Genomic DNA, 14,991 nt, shown 5'->3' with positions numbered 1-14,991 from the left:
GTGGGTCAGTGGGCTTCGCCGGCCTTGAGGCCCTTGGGCAGGGCCTTGGTCAGCAGGATCGCCAGCATGCTGATGCCCAGGGCAATGCCGACGAAATGGAAGGCGTCGTTGTAGGCCATGATCTGTGCCTGCTGGTGGGTGATTTCGCTGAGCTTGCCCAGGGCTGCGGTCTCGCTGCCGAACTTCTCGGTGAGAGTTGCCAGGCGTTCCGCCACCTGGGGATTGCTGGGCACAACGGCTTCGCGCAGGTAGTCGAAATAGGTCTTGGTTCGGGCATCCAGCAAGGTCGCCAGCAGGGCAATGCCGATGGCGCCACCGAGGTTGCGCAGGATGTTGAACAGGCTGGAGGCCGATCCCGCGTCCTGGGGCTGTATATAAGCCGTGGCGATCAGCGAGATGGTGACCATGATCAGCGGCTGGCCCAGGGCGCGAATGATCTGGATCTGGTTGAACTGCGGCCCGGCAAAGTCCGGGTTGAGCACCCCCGACGAAAAACTCGCCAGGCCGAACAGGCCAAAGCCCAGGGTGCACAGCCATTTCGGTGAAATGAACTGCATCAGCTTGGGCACCAGGGGAATCAGGAACAACTGCGGCACCCCCATCCACATGATCACTTCGCCGATCTGCAGCGCGTTGTAGTTCTGGATCTGCGCCAGGTACAGCGGCAGCAGGTAGATCGAACCGTACAGGCCAACGCCCATGCCCAGGCTGGAGATACTCGACAGGCCGAAGTTGCGATTGCGCAGGATGCCCAGGTTGATCAGCGGGTTGGGCCTGGAGACCTGGACGATGACGAAGGTGACCAGGCTGATCAGGGCGATGCTGCCCAGGGTGACGATCAGGCTCGATTCCAGCCAGTCCTTGCGGTGGCCTTCCTCAAGAAATACCTGCAGGCAACCCAGGCCCAGGCCGAGGGTGAGAATGCCGGCGTAGTCGGTGCTTTTCAGCAGTTCCCAGTGAGCTTCCTTCTTTTCCAGGCCATACAGCAGGCCCGCGATCATCAGCAGGCCCGGCGGCACGTTGATATAGAAGATGTACTCCCAACCCCAGTTTTCCGTGAGCCAGCCGCCCAGGGTCGGGCCGATGGAGGGGGCGAAAGTGGCGGTCATGGCGAACATGGCCATGCCCTTGGCCCGGTGATGCTCGGGGAGCTTGATCAGGGTCAGGGTGAACGCCAGGGGGATCAGGGCGCCACCGGTAAAGCCCTGCAAGGCGCGGAACACGATCATGCTTTCCAGGCTCCAGGCCATGGAGCAGAGCAGGGAGGCAATAAGAAAGCCCACCGAGACCCAGACCGCCAGGCGCCGGGCCGAGAGCAGCTGCACCAGCCAGGCGGTGAGGGGGATCATGATGATCTCCGCCACCAGGTAGGAAGTGGAGATCCACGAGCCTTCCTCCAGGGTAGCGGACAGCGCGCCCTGGATGTCCTTGAGCGAGGAGTTGGTGATCTGGATGTCGAGCACCGCCATGAAGGCGCCGAGCATGGCACTCATCACCGCGATCCAGTCGCGCCGGGAGGGTTCGCCCACCGGACGCAGCAGTTGATCACCGGCCATCGACGGGGTCTTTGACGTTGACCTTTACGGTTACCGACATGCCGGGGCGGATCTTGCCCCGCAGGGGATTGTCGACAGGGAAGGTCAGTTTCACCGGAATGCGCTGTACCACCTTGGTGAAGTTGCCGGTGGCATTGTCTGGCGGCAGCAGGCTGAATTGCGCGCCGGAGGCGGCGAACAGGCTGTCGACCCGGGCCTGGATCGGTGTATCGCCGTAGGCGTCGAAGGTCAGCTCGGCCTTTTGCCCGGGCTGCATGTGGCCAATCTGGGTTTCCTTGAAGTTGGCCTGTATCCAGATGTCCTGGTCCGGAACGATCGACAGCAGATAGGCGCCGGCCTGCACCACCTGGCCATTGCGTGCGGCGCGCTGGCCGATGAGGCCGCTGATGGGGGCGTGGATCTCGCTACGGGTCAGGTTCAGTCGTGCTTGCGCCAGGTCGGCCCGGGCGTTGGCGATCTGTGCATCGAGGCGCTTGATCTCGGCGTTCAGGGCATTGACTTGCTGGCGCTGGCCCTGCAAGTCGGCTTCGGCCTTGGCCACCTGGGAGCGGGCGATATGGTTGTCGGCGGAAAGGGTAGTGACCCGTTCCTCGGAGACGTAACCGGGCTTGCGCAGGGTCTGGGCCCGAGACAGGTCGATCTGCGAGCGGCCCAGGCTGGCCTGGCTCGAAGCCACCTGGGCCTGGCCCGCGGCAATCAGGCTGGCTTGCTGGGTCAGCTTGCTCTGGGCCTGCAGGCGTTCGGCCTCGCGGGTATCCAGGGCGGCCTGGGCGCGGTCCACCGCCAGTTGGAAGTCCTGCCCTTCCAGGCGTACCAGCAACTGGCCCTGTTCCACATGCTGGTTGTCCTGCACCAGCACTTCTTCGATTCGCGCGCTCAGTTGGCTGGAGACCCGGGTGATCTCGCCCTGCACGTAGGCGTTGTCCGTGGTCTCGTAAAAGCGCCCGTGGAACCACCAGTGGGCAAGAAAACCCAGGGCAATCAACAGGACCAGGGACAGAAAGACAAACAGGCGACGCTTGAGTTGGGCTGGCATGGGCTGGCTGTATTCAATAAAAGTGTAAGGAGATCTATCAGCGGGCGAATCTGGCATATAGCCACTGGGCGGTAAATGCCATGGGCTGATTATTGGCCCTTCAACAGGCTGGCAGCGGCCTGGAGTCGCAACCTTGGCTTAAATGCCCTCCTCACTGGAGCGGGGCTGCCGTCGCCTGTTACCATTCGCCCCCTGTTTTATTCCTCGTTTTTCTTTCCTTTCGAGACATGCCATGACCACCGTCCGCACGCGCATCGCGCCATCGCCTACCGGGGATCCCCACGTAGGTACCGCCTACATCGCTTTGTTCAACTATTGCTTTGCCAAGCAGCATGGCGGTGAGTTCATCCTGCGTATCGAAGACACCGATCAGTTGCGTTCGACCCGGGAGTCCGAGCAGCAGATTTTCGACGCCTTGCGCTGGTTGGGCATCAACTGGAGCGAAGGCCCGGACGTTGGCGGCCCTCACGGCCCGTATCGCCAGAGCGAGCGTGGCGACATCTACCAGAAGTACGCTCAGCAACTGGTGGACCTGGGCCACGCCTTCCCGTGCTTCTGCACCGCCGAAGAACTGGACCAGATGCGTGCCGAACAGATGGCCCGCGGCGAAACCCCGCGCTATGACGGCCGGGCCCTGCTGCTGTCCAAGGAAGAAGTGGCCCGGCGCCTGGCGGCCGGCGAGCCTCACGTGATCCGCATGAAAGTGCCTACCGAAGGCGTCTGCGTGGTGCCGGACATGCTGCGCGGCGATGTCGAGATCCCGTGGGATCGCATGGACATGCAAGTGTTGATGAAGACCGACGGCCTGCCGACCTACTTCCTGGCCAACGTGGTCGACGACCACCTGATGGGCATCACCCACGTGCTGCGCGGTGAAGAATGGCTGCCGTCGGCGCCCAAGCTGATCCTGCTCTACGAGTACTTCGGCTGGGAGCAGCCGCAGCTGTGCTACATGCCGTTGCTGCGCAACCCGGACAAGAGCAAGCTGTCCAAGCGCAAGAACCCCACCTCGGTAACCTTCTACGAGCGCATGGGCTTCATGCCGGAAGCCATGCTCAACTACCTGGGCCGCATGGGCTGGTCGATGCCGGACGAGCGCGAGAAGTTCTCGCTGCAGGAAATGGTCGACAATTTCGACCTGTCGCGGGTGTCCCTGGGGGGGCCGATCTTCGATATCGAGAAGCTGTCCTGGCTCAACGGCCAGTGGCTGCGTGACCTGCCGGTGCAGGAGTTCGCCAGCCGAGTGCAGACCTGGGCGCTGAACTCCGATTACATGATGAAGATCGCGCCGCACGTACAGGGCCGGGTCGAGACCTTCAGCCAGATCGCACCGCTGGCCGGCTTCTTCTTCGCCGGTGGCGTGAACCCGGATGCCAAGCTGTTCGAGTCCAAGAAGCTGTCCGGCGATCAGGTGCGTCAGCTGATGCAATTGATCCTGTGGAAGCTCGAAAGCCTGCGTCAGTGGGAGAAAGACAGCATCACCGCGACCATTCAGGCGGTGGTTGAGTCTCTGGAGCTGAAACTGCGCGATGCCATGCCGCTGATGTTTGCCGCCATTACTGGCCAGGCCAGTTCGGTGTCGGTGCTCGATGCCATGGAAATCCTCGGTCCGGACCTGACCCGTTTCCGTCTGCGCCAGGCCATCGATCTGCTGGGTGGTGTGTCGAAGAAAGAAAACAAGGAATGGGAAAAACTCCTCGGCGCCATCGCCTGAGGCGTTTTTGCCGAAGGGCAGCCGACAGGGGCGGGGAGCTTTTCGACTACGCTTGAAACTCAAGCGCCAGGCGGGTTGATTGCGGCCTCTGGTAGTTCTTTGAGGCTTGCGGCGAGTGTTTTGTGCGACTCGCCGCAGGCGCAGAGGGCCGCAAAACCCCGGGTTTTCCGGGCGGGGCGGTAAGTGATTGTTATCCCGGCAAATTTTTTTTCAAAAAACGGAAAAAAAATTGACAGCCTTCCGATCGCCCCTTAAGATTCGCCCCGTCCTCAGCGATGAGGGGCTATAGCTCAGCTGGGAGAGCGCTTGCATGGCATGCAAGAGGTCGACGGTTCGATCCCGTCTAGCTCCACCAAATTTGCAGTTCAAGGCCTGGCCACACCGGCCTTGAATCGATCGGTACTCAGCACCGGTCAGTTGTAAGAAGGGTTTGCGTCCCCTTCGTCTAGTGGCCTAGGACACCGCCCTTTCACGGCGGTAACAGGGGTTCGAGTCCCCTAGGGGACGCCAGTTTCACACAAGCGATGTTGCAAGATGTCGCTGCGCCGCGAGGCGAAAATCCGGGGCTATAGCTCAGCTGGGAGAGCGCTTGCATGGCATGCAAGAGGTCGACGGTTCGATCCCGTCTAGCTCCACCAATTTACAGTTCAAGGCCTGGCCACACCGGCCTTGGATCGATCGGTACTCAGCACCGGTCAGTTGTACAGAAGGGTTTGCGTCCCCTTCGTCTAGTGGCCTAGGACACCGCCCTTTCACGGCGGTAACAGGGGTTCGAGTCCCCTAGGGGACGCCAGTTTCACACAAGCGATGTTGCAAGATGTCGCTGCGCCGCGAGGCGAAAATCCGGGGCTATAGCTCAGCTGGGAGAGCGCTTGCATGGCATGCAAGAGGTCGACGGTTCGATCCCGTCTAGCTCCACCAATTTACAGTTCAAGGCTTGGCCACACCGGCCTTGAATCGATCAGTACTCAGCACTGATCAGCTGTTAGAAGGGTTTGTGTCCCCTTCGTCTAGTGGCCTAGGACACCGCCCTTTCACGGCGGTAACAGGGGTTCGAGTCCCCTAGGGGACGCCACGTTTACCCGCTCTGCGGGATTTTTAAGGGTCATTCAATCATTGAATGACCCTTTTGTTTTTCTGGCCTTCGGCCAATTTCTCTTTCTTCCTCAGCCTGCGCTTCTGACCGACGGTCACGCTGGCGACTTGCGGAAAATTATTATGAGAATAATATTTTTTCCGTAATATTCGGAGGTAACGATGAACGACAAAAAAGCTCAAACCCGCGAACGTATTCTCCAGGCCGCCAGTTCTGCACTGATCCAGCGCGGCCCGGCCGAACCGAGTGTGGGTGAGGTGATGGGGGCTGCCGGCCTGACTGTAGGCGGCTTCTATGCGCACTTTGAGAGCAAGGATGCGCTGATGCTGGAAGCTTTCACTCAGCTGCTTTCCCATCGACGCGGCCTGCTCGATGAAATGGATGCAAGCCTCAGCGGCGAGGAGCGCCGGGCGTTGGCAGCGGCGTTCTATCTGTCGCGCAAACACCGCGACTCCACCGAGCAGGCGTGCCCGATTCCAGCCTCGGTCGGCGAACTGGGGCGCTTGCCCGAGAGCTTTCGCAAGGCCTTGAACGAACACATGGAGCTGATGGTCGCGCAACTGGCTGCCAGCCCCGAAGATACCGACAAGGCCTTGGCCGACATGGCGCTGATGGTTGGCGGCCTGTCCCTGGCGCGGGCGTTGGGGCCCGGCGAGTTGTCCGATCGTTTGCTGCGTGCCGCCAAGTCGGCGGTGCTATGACCTGAAGTGCAACGGCGAGGTAGGTGATGAGCAGATTGAGCTGGATTCGTGGAGTCAATGGCACTCTGGGGTGGGTGGCGCCGCAATGGGCGGCGAATCGGATGCGTCATTTGTTCATGACCCCTCGCGAGCTGCCGCCACGAAAGTGGGAGTTGCCCCTGCTGGCGCGCGCCGAGCGCCTGACCTTGCGTTTCGGGCTTTCAGCCTTGCGTTGGGGCCAGGGGCCGACGGTATTGCTGATGCACGGCTGGGAAGGGCGGCCCACGCAGTTTGCCAGCCTGATCGAGGCCCTGGTGGCCGCCGGTTATACCGCCGTGGCGCTGGATGGCCCGGCCCATGGTCGTTCCCCGGGCGATGAGGCAAACGTGGCACTGTTTGCCCGGGCGATGCTGGAGGCAGCAGCCGAATTGCCGCCCCTGCGCGCGGTGATCGGCCACTCCATGGGCGGTGCCAGCGCCATGCTCGCGGTGCAATTGGGCCTGCGCACCGAAACCCTGGTCAGTATCGCCGCGCCGGCACGTATCCTGGCCGTGTTGCGCGGTTTTGCCAGCTACATGCGGTTGCCGCCCAGGGCGCGTTCCGCCTTTATCCGCCAGGTGGAGAAGAAGGTCGGAATGCGCGCCGCCGCCATGGACGTGGCCCAGTATCAGTTGGATATGCCCGGCCTGATCATTCACGCCGAAGATGACCTCTTCGTTCCGGTCAAGGAATCGGAGCTGATCCACCAGGCCTGGTTCGACAGCCGTCTCCTGCGCTTGAGTGAAGGTGGCCACCAGCGGATATTGGCCGACTCCCGAGTGGTGGATGCGGTGGTGGCGCTGGTCAGTGGACGGCATCTGCAAGCGCGCCAATCGGCCTGAGCATCCGTTACACTGCCCCGGTCAAAAAAACTGACCGGGAGTCGGGCATGAGTTGGGATCTGGCAACGCCATTCGTCATCGATCTGCAGGTGGCCGCCGAGGATATCGATGGCCTCGGGCACGCCAACAATGCGGTCTACGTTACCTGGCTGGAGCGTTGCGCCTGGCGACATTCGCAACGCCTGGGGCTGGACCTGGCCGAATACCGGCGCCTGGACCGGGCGATGGCCGTGGTGCGGCACGAGATCGATTACCTGGCGGCGGCCTATGAAGGCGATGAGCTGCAACTGGCCACCTGGATCGTCGATTGGGACCAGCGCCTGAAGATGACCCGGCGTTTCCAGCTGATGCGCCCGAGCGACGGTACGACCCTGTTGCGGGCCCAGACCACCTTTGTCTGCATCGAGCTGTCCACCGGCAAGCCCAAGCGCATGCCCGCCGAGTTCCTGGACGGTTACGGCCCGGCCCTGCAGGGCGCCTGACACCTCCCTGTGCCCGTGCAGGCGCCGGCTTGCCAGCGAAGGCGCCTGCAACGGCTGGCTTGCCCCTGTAAAACTCCTGCTGAAGGTCGAAACCCAGTAAACTGGCGGACGTTTTTTTGCCCGTTTTCTTGTCGAGTGTGTTTCATGCAAATTGCCCTGGCGCCCATGGAGGGGTTGGTCGACAACATCCTGCGGGATGTACTGACTCGTGTTGGCGGGATCGACTGGTGTGTCACCGAGTTCATCCGCGTCAATGACCGCCTGTTGACGCCTGCCTACTTCCACAAGCTCGCCCCCGAACTGCTGCACGGTGCGCACACCGCGGCCGGCGTGCCGCTGCGAGTGCAGTTGCTGGGTTCGGACCCGGTGTGCCTGGCAGAGAACGCGGCCCTGGCCTGTGAGCTGGGCAGTGAGGTCATCGACCTGAACTTCGGTTGCCCGGCCAAGACCGTCAACAAGTCCCGGGGCGGGGCGGTGCTGCTCAAGGAGCCCGAGCTGCTGAACCAGATCGTCGAGCATGTGCGGCGTGCGGTGCCGGCGCACATTCCGGTCACGGCGAAAATGCGCCTGGGCTTCGACAGCCCGGATGGCTCGCTGGTCTGTGCCACAGCGCTGGCCGAGGGTGGCGCCGAACATATCGTGGTGCATGCGCGGACCAAGGTCGACGGCTACAAGCCGCCGGCCCATTGGGAGTGGATCCCGCGGGTGCAGGAAGTGGTCAAGGTGCCGGTGTTCGCCAACGGGGATATCTGGAGCGTCGAGGACTGGCGCCGTTGCCGGGAAATCAGCGGCGTCGAGGACATCATGCTGGGTCGCGGGCTGGTCTCGCGTCCCGATTTGGCCCGGCAGATCGCCGCAGCTCGGGCCGGTGAAGAAGTGGTGGCAATGTCCTGGGCCGACCTGCAGCCGATGCTCCAGGATTTCTGGGCGCAGGTAGTGGTGCAACTGACCCCGCGTTCGGCGCCGGGGCGCCTGAAGCAATGGCTGGCGATGCTGACCCGCAACTACCCGGAAGCGGTCGAGCTGTTCACCGCCCTGCGCCGGGAAACCGAGCTGGATCAGGTCGGGCGCCTGTTGGGCATGCCCCGAAGCGAGGCAGCGTAAAAATTTTTTAAGGCATGTCTTGAAACGCTGGAGCCCATCCCTATCTCTTGGGTACGCGATGCCGAATTCGGGTCGCGGAGATAACCACTCGCTGAATAATCAGGAGAAACACCCATGAGTACTGCATTTTCCTTGGCTCCACTGTTCCGTTCCTCTGTCGGCTTCGACCGTTTCAATGATCTGTTCGAGTCGGCACTGCGCAACGAACCAGGCAGCAGCTACCCACCCTACAACGTTGAGAAACACGCTGACGATCAATACCGCATCGTCGTTGCCGCCGCCGGTTTCCAGGAAGAAGACCTGGAACTGCAAGTGGAAAAAGGCGTGTTGACCGTGAGCGGTGGCAAGCGCGATGCCAATGAAAGCGTCACTTACCTGCACCAGGGCATTGCCCAGCGTGCATTCAAGCTGTCCTTCCGCCTGGCCGACCATATCGAGGTCAAGGCCGCGGCCCTGAGCAACGGTCTGTTGAATATCGACCTGCTGCGGGTCGTGCCGGAAGAGGCCAAAGCCAAGCGCATCCCGATCAACGGTGCGCAGCAAGCGGCTCTGCAACACTAAGACCGTTGCAATAAAAGGGCGCCCTGGTGGCGCCCTTTTTCGTGCCTGTCATTCCAGCAGCTTCTTGAATTCGCTCAGCGGCAACGGCCTGCTATGGAGGAAACCCTGGTACAGGTGGCACTCCAGGCCCTGGAGGAACTCGAGCTGCTGCGGGGTTTCCACGCCTTCGGCGATGACCTTGAGGTTCAGGCTGCGGGCCATGGCGACAATGGCCCGGATGATTTCCGCATCGTTGGGGTCGTGGGTCGCATCGCGGACGAAGGACTGGTCGATCTTCAAGGTGTCCACCGGCAAGCGCTTGAGGTAGGTCAGGGACGAGTAGCCGGTGCCGAAATCGTCCATGGCAAAGCTCACTCCGAGTTTCTTCAGCCGGCGCATCTTGTTGATGGTGTCTTCCAGGTTCTGGATCACGATGCCTTCGGTGATCTCCAGCTTCAGCAGGCTCGAGGGCAGTGCGTAGGCGTGCAGGCTGTGTTCGACCCGCTCGACAAAGTCGGTCTGGCGGAACTGCCGCGGGCTGATGTTGACGCACAGGCTGAAGTGCTGGGGATCCACCAGTTTCTGATCGATCAACTGGCTGAAGGCCAGGCAGGCCTCGTCGAGAATCCAGGTGCCCACCTCGAGGATCAGGCCGCTGTCCTCCAGCACCTTGATGAACTCGGTCGGCGACTGTGCGCCCAACTCCGGGTGTTGCCAGCGCACCAAGGCTTCGGCGCCGACGATGCGGTTGTCGCGGGCGTCCACCTGGGGCTGGAAGTGCACGCTGAATTCGCCCCGGGACAGGGCCAGGCGCAGGTCGGTTTCCATGCGCAGGCGTTCGCTGGCGGCTTTTTGCATGGTGTTGTGGAACATCTGGGTGGTGTTGCGCCCTGAATCCTTGGCCCGATAAAGGGCGATGTCGGCGCGCTTGAGCAGGTCGGTGGGGGTCGAGCCGTGGTCGGGAATCAGTGCCACACCGATGCTCGGGGTGACCTGCAGGCGCTGACCATCGAGGAACATCGGTTCGGACAGCAATTCGCGCAGGGTGTCGGCCAGCTGGCGGACCTGTTCGCTGACTTCGTTGCGCGTGCCCTCAAGGCCACTCAGCAGGACCACGAACTCATCGCCGCCCAGGCGTGCCACGGTGTCTTCCATGCGCACGCTGGCTTCGAGCCGGGCGGTGATGATTTTCAACACGGTGTCGCCCACCGGGTGGCCCAGGGAATCGTTGATGTGCTTGAAGTGATCGAGGTCGAGAAACAGTAGGGCGCCGCGCAGGTTATGACGCTTGAGCAGGGCAATCTGCTGGCTCAGGCGGTCCATCAGCAGGGCGCGGTTGGGCAGGTTGGTCAGGGGGTCGTGGTAAGCCAGGTGGCGGATCTGCGCCTGGGCGTTCTTCAGCAGGCTGACGTCCCGGGCGGTCATTAGCAGGCAGGGCGTTTCGTTGAGGGTGATGGGCTCCACCGAGACTTCCAGAGTGAGGATGTCCCCGCGCTTGTTGCGCCCGAGCATTTCCAGGTGGTGCACCCGGCCCTTGATCTGGAGCTCCGCCAGCAAGGTGGAGAGTTGCGCTTCTTCGGCCCAGATGCCGATTTGGTACATGGTGCGGCCGATCACCTCGTCGTTGCGGTGGCCGGTCAGGCGGCAGAAACCATCGTTGACTTCCAGATAGCGGCCCGTGTCGCGCTCGGTGATGCTGATGGCATCGGGGCTGGAGTGAAAGGCCTTGGCGAACTTCTCTTCGCTGGCCTTGAGGGCCGCCTCCGAGCGCTGCTGCTGGGTGATGTCCCGCAGGTTGGTGACGATGCAGGGCTGCTTGTCCACGGTGATCAGGCGGCTGGAAATGATGCAGGTCAGCGGCTGGCCGTTCTTGTGGTGGACCACCACTGCCACATTATTCAGCGCCTGTTCACGAATCACCTGCTCGATGCGCCGCAGGCGCGGCGCGGCGTCTTCCCAAAGGCCGATCTGTTCGGCGCTGCGGTTGAGCACTTCGTCCAGGGTCCAGCCGAAGGTCTGGGTGAAGCTGGAGTTGATCTCGATGAACTGACCGGTTTCCAGCAAGGTCACGCAGATTGGGTCGGGGCTGACCTGGAACAGGCTGGCGAATTTCTCTTCGGAGGTGATCAGGCGCTGTTCCCGTTCCACCTGCTCGGTGATGTCCAGCAGAGTGCCGGCCATGCGCAGCGGGCTGCCCTGTTCGTCGCGGTAGAGGCGGGCGCGGCTTTCCAGGTAGCGCGAGCTGCCGTCCTCCAGTTGCACCCGGTAGGTCAGTTGATAGTTGCCCGCCGGCCCTTCGCGCAGGCTGCGGTAAGCATCGCGCATGGAGTTGCGCTCTTCGGTGGGTACGCCTTCGAAGAAGGCGTCGAAGGATTCATGGAAAGGGATGGGTTCCAGGCCGTGCAATTGCGCGGCGCGGGCCGAGCCGTAGAGCATGCCGCTGGGAATGTGCCAGTCCCAGGTGCCCAGTTGCGCCGAATCCAGGGCTAGGTCCAGGCGTTCCTGGCTATCCTTGAGCGCCTGTTCGGATCGTTTGCGCTCGCTGGTGTCGAGAAAAGTGCTGAGCAGGTAGGCCTTGCCCTCCAGTTCAACCTTCTGGGCACTGAGGATGCCGTCATGGACCTGCCCGTTGCTGGCGCGAAATTGCACTTCGAGGCTGGCGGCCTGGCCCTTCTTCTGGACCGCCTTGATCAGCTGGGGGCGCTGTTCGGGGTTGACCCAGAGGCCGATCTCCAGGGTGGTGCGGCCGATCACGTGCTCGGCGGGCCAGCCGAACTGGCTTTCGAAGTACTGGTTGGCCTCGCTGATCAGGCCATCTTCCAGGCGGGTCAGCAGCACGGTGTTGGGGCACAGGTGAAACAGCGTGGCAAAGCGCTTTTCCGAACTGCTGAGGGCTTCTTCGCGTTGGCGTTGGTGGGTGATCTCGCGGATTACCCCGATCATTCGCGGCTTGCCGTGCTTGTCCGGTAACACGCTGCCGTTGATCTCCAGCCAGTGCAGGCTGCCATCGGGCCAGCGAATGCGGTGGTGCATGGCGTGTTCCAGCGGCGCGCCGGCCAGCACTGAATGAAAGGCGCGAATCGTCCTGGCCCGGTCCTCGATGGGCAGCAGGTCGAGGTATTCGAGGTTTTCCGGCAAGGGCTGGCGCGGATCGAAGCCGAACAGCGCCTGGGTGCCCCGGGACCAGCTGATCTGCCCGCTTTCAATATCCCAATACCAGGCCCCCAGGCGCGCACCATTTAGGGCGGCGAGCAACTGCGGTGCGCTTTCCCAGCTTTGCTCCGACTCCCGGGGGTCGACAGCATGGATACGCGGCAAGGGCGGAATACGGTCAGCGGGTTTGGGCATGGAGGTCAGGCCTTGAGCTGAGTCATTCGTCGGGTGCGGGATACTCATGGCGCTGCAGCGTGGCACGGGCGATACCCGGAGTGTTATGCCGGGTTCCCTGGCCAATCGACTTGTGCATCCAGTAAGGCCATGAAAGCCCGCGCAGCGTTCGAAAGTGTCCGTTCGGTATGCAGGATATAGCCTAGCTGGCGGTGCAGCTGTATGCCCGGTAAAGGAATGCGCGCCACCTGGTCGTCGAGCATGGTGCGTGGCAGCACGCTCCAGGCCAGGCCGATGGACACCATCATCTTTATAGTTTCCAGATAGTTAGTACTCATGGCGATGTTCGGCGTCAGGCCCTGGGCTTCAAACAGGCGTTGGACAATATGGTGGGTAAAGGTATTGCCGCCGGGGAAAACCGCGGGATGCAGGGCAATATCCGCCAGGCTCACCTGGCCGCTGCTGACCAGCGGGTGTTCCGGCGCGGCGACGAAGTCCAGCGGGTCGTCCCAGACCGCAGTGGCCTTGACCAGGGAGTGGGGCTCGGGGGCCAGGGTGATCACTGCCAGTTCGGCGCGGCCATGGAGGATTTCCTCGTAGGCCACTTCGGAGTCGAGGAACTGGATGTCCAGGGCCACTTGCGGGTAGCGCCGGGTGAAGGCCCGCAGCAATGGCGGCAGGCGGTGCAGACCAATGTGATGGCTGGTGGCCAGGGTCAGGCGCCCACTGACTTCGCCGGTGAGGTTGGTCAGGGCGCGGCGGGTGTCATCCAGCACATTGATGATCTGGTAGGCCCGGGGTAGCAGGGCACGCCCGGCCTCGGTCAGGCCGATCTCCCGCCCCAGGCGGTCGAACAGCCGCACGTTGAGTTGCTGCTCCAGGCCGGCGATGCGTTTGCTGATGGCTGGCTGGGTCAGGTGCAGGCGTTCGCCGGCGCCGGAAAAGCTGCCGGTCTCGGCGATGGCTATAAAGGCGTTGAGGTTGGCCAGGTCCATAGTTGCATTCCAGTTGGTTATCCAAAGCATGAAAAATATGAATTTGAGTTATTTAATCTAACGCCATAGGATCGGCCTCACAAGCCAAAGGGTTATTGATCGGCGCACGATCGGAGCCCGGGGCATAGAAACAAGCTGATGAGGAATGGTCCGATGGCCGGCAAGACGCTCTACGACAAGCTCTGGGATTCGCATTTGGTCAAGCAGCGCGACGATGGTTCGGCGCTGATCTATATCGATCGTCACATCATCCACGAAGTGACCTCGCCGCAAGCCTTCGAAGGCCTGCGTCTGGCCGGGCGCAAGCCATGGCGCATCGATGCCAACATCGCCACCCCGGACCACAACGTACCGACCACGCCGGAGCGCAAGGGCGGGATAGAAGCGATCGCCGACCAGGTTTCCCGCCTCCAGGTGCAGACCCTCGACGACAACTGCGATGAATACGGCATTGTCGAATTCAAGATGAACGACGTGCGCCAGGGCATCGTCCACGTGATCGGCCCGGAGCAGGGCGCCACCTTGCCGGGCATGACCGTGGTCTGTGGTGACTCCCACACCTCGACCCACGGTGCTTTCGGCGCCCTGGCCCATGGCATCGGCACCTCCGAGGTAGAGCACGTCCTTGCCACCCAGTGCCTGGTGGCCAAGAAAATGAAGAACATGCTGGTGCGCGTGGAAGGCACCTTGCCTTTCGGCGTGACCGCCAAGGACATCGTCCTGGCCGTGATCGGCAAGATCGGCACCGCCGGCGGTAACGGCCATGCCATCGAGTTCGCCGGTAGCGCGATTCGCGAGCTGTCCGTCGAAGGCCGCATGACCATCTGCAACATGTCCATCGAAGCCGGTGCCCGTGTCGGCCTGGTGGCGGCGGACGAAAAGACCGTGGCATACGTCAAGGGACGTCCGTTCGCCCCCAAGGGCGCCGAATGGGACTTGGCCGTCGAGGCCTGGAAGGACCTGGTGTCCGATGCCGACGCCGAGTTCGATACCGTGGTCGAGCTCGATGCCGCACAGATCAAGCCGCAGGTCAGCTGGGGTACGTCCCCGGAAATGGTCCTGGCGGTGGATCAGAACGTACCGGACCCGGCCAAGGAAATGGATCTGGTCAAGCGCGATTCCATCGTCCGCGCCTTGAAGTACATGGGCTTGAGCGCCAACCAGGCGATCACCGACATTCAGTTGGACCGCGTCTTCATCGGCTCCTGCACCAACTCGCGGATCGAAGACTTGCGCGCCGCCGCGGTCATCGCCAAGGGCCGCAAAGTGGCTTCCACCATCAAGCAGGCGATCGTGGTGCCGGGCTCGGGCCTGGTCAAGGCGCAGGCCGAATCGGAAGGCCTGGACAAGATCTTCCTCGAAGCCGGTTTCGAATGGCGTGAGCCGGGCTGCTCGATGTGCCTGGCGATGAACCCGGACCGCCTGGAGTCCGGCGAGCATTGCGCCTCGACCTCGAACCGCAACTTCGAAGGGCGCCAGGGTGCCGGTGGGCGTACCCACCTGGTCAGCCCGGCCATGGCCGCCGCCGCCGCTGTCAGCGGTCGTTTCGTCGACGTCCGTGAATTGATCTAAGGAGCGCA

General features: G+C 62.3%; 11 protein-coding genes and 6 tRNA genes. 13 read left to right on the top strand and 4 right to left on the bottom strand.

From position 1 onward, the window contains the following. Positions 1-5 precede the first annotated feature (5 nt). Together BLS75_RS18750 and BLS75_RS18745 are read right to left on the bottom strand one after the other, a co-directional pair. The gene (locus BLS75_RS18750) at positions 6-1,496 is read right to left on the bottom strand and encodes an MDR family MFS transporter (protein ID WP_169893377.1); all 1,491 of its coding nucleotides are present in this window, start codon (positions 1,494-1,496) and stop codon (positions 6-8) included. 49 nt (positions 1,497-1,545) lie between these two features. Next, the gene (locus tag BLS75_RS18745; protein ID WP_072451540.1) at positions 1,546-2,592 is read right to left on the bottom strand and encodes an HlyD family secretion protein; all 1,047 of its coding nucleotides are present in this window, start codon (positions 2,590-2,592) and stop codon (positions 1,546-1,548) included. A 232-nt stretch (positions 2,593-2,824) separates the two neighbouring features. Between BLS75_RS18745 and gltX the strand changes: the two genes are divergently transcribed. The 12 genes from gltX (at position 2,825) to BLS75_RS18685 (ending at position 9,110) form a co-directional block, all read left to right on the top strand. Next, positions 2,825-4,306 carry a glutamate--tRNA ligase gene (gltX, locus tag BLS75_RS18740; RefSeq protein WP_072451539.1) on the top strand — a complete coding sequence of 494 codons (1,482 nt, stop codon included), beginning with the start codon at positions 2,825-2,827 and terminating at the stop codon, positions 4,304-4,306. 279 nt (positions 4,307-4,585) lie between these two features. After that, positions 4,586-4,661: transfer RNA gene (locus tag BLS75_RS18735), tRNA-Ala, on the top strand. A 79-nt stretch (positions 4,662-4,740) separates the two neighbouring features. Continuing rightward, positions 4,741-4,816 (top strand) — tRNA-Glu (locus BLS75_RS18730). Positions 4,817-4,868: 52 nt separating this feature from the next. Next, positions 4,869-4,944 (top strand) — tRNA-Ala (locus tag BLS75_RS18725). Positions 4,945-5,023: 79 nt separating this feature from the next. After that, positions 5,024-5,099: transfer RNA gene (locus tag BLS75_RS18720), tRNA-Glu, on the top strand. 52 nt (positions 5,100-5,151) lie between these two features. Beyond that, positions 5,152-5,227, top strand: a tRNA-Ala gene (locus tag BLS75_RS18715). Positions 5,228-5,305: 78 nt separating this feature from the next. Further along, positions 5,306-5,381 (top strand) — tRNA-Glu (locus BLS75_RS18710). A gap of 182 nt (positions 5,382-5,563) precedes the next feature. Continuing rightward, on the top strand, positions 5,564-6,103 hold the full coding sequence (locus BLS75_RS18705; protein ID WP_011060368.1) for a TetR/AcrR family transcriptional regulator: 540 nt from the start codon (positions 5,564-5,566) through the stop codon (positions 6,101-6,103). A 26-nt stretch (positions 6,104-6,129) separates the two neighbouring features. Next, positions 6,130-6,963 carry an alpha/beta fold hydrolase gene (locus tag BLS75_RS18700; RefSeq protein ID WP_015634891.1) on the top strand — a complete coding sequence of 278 codons (834 nt, stop codon included), beginning with the start codon at positions 6,130-6,132 and terminating at the stop codon, positions 6,961-6,963. Between the two features lie 47 nt (positions 6,964-7,010). After that, a complete protein-coding gene (locus BLS75_RS18695; RefSeq protein ID WP_011060370.1) occupies positions 7,011-7,445 on the top strand; it encodes an acyl-CoA thioesterase in 435 nt (144 codons plus the stop codon). 144 nt (positions 7,446-7,589) lie between these two features. Continuing rightward, on the top strand, positions 7,590-8,549 hold the full coding sequence (locus BLS75_RS18690; RefSeq protein ID WP_072451538.1) for a tRNA dihydrouridine synthase: 960 nt from the start codon (positions 7,590-7,592) through the stop codon (positions 8,547-8,549). 114 nt (positions 8,550-8,663) lie between these two features. After that, positions 8,664-9,110: an Hsp20 family protein gene (locus BLS75_RS18685; protein ID WP_072451537.1), complete on the top strand. Its 447-nt coding sequence runs from the start codon at positions 8,664-8,666 to the stop codon at positions 9,108-9,110. Between the two features lie 48 nt (positions 9,111-9,158). Here the strand turns inward: BLS75_RS18685 and BLS75_RS18680 are convergent, their stop codons facing one another. After that, a complete protein-coding gene (locus tag BLS75_RS18680) occupies positions 9,159-12,437 on the bottom strand; it encodes an EAL domain-containing protein (protein WP_072451536.1) in 3,279 nt (1,092 codons plus the stop codon). A gap of 83 nt (positions 12,438-12,520) precedes the next feature. Continuing rightward, positions 12,521-13,411, bottom strand: a complete 891-nt coding sequence (locus tag BLS75_RS18675) for a LysR family transcriptional regulator (protein ID WP_011060374.1) — start codon at positions 13,409-13,411, stop codon at positions 12,521-12,523. Positions 13,412-13,564: 153 nt separating this feature from the next. Between BLS75_RS18675 and leuC the strand changes: the two genes are divergently transcribed. Further along, positions 13,565-14,983: a 3-isopropylmalate dehydratase large subunit gene (gene leuC / locus BLS75_RS18670; protein WP_072451535.1), complete on the top strand. Its 1,419-nt coding sequence runs from the start codon at positions 13,565-13,567 to the stop codon at positions 14,981-14,983. The last annotated feature ends 8 nt before the right edge of the window (positions 14,984-14,991 follow it).

It is taken from the genome of Pseudomonas sp. NFPP12, from assembly GCF_900103205.1.
GTDB lineage: Bacteria > Pseudomonadota > Gammaproteobacteria > Pseudomonadales > Pseudomonadaceae > Aquipseudomonas > Aquipseudomonas protegens.
The sequence above is the reverse complement of the archived record's forward strand: the minus strand, read 5'-3'. Positions and strand labels throughout refer to the sequence as shown.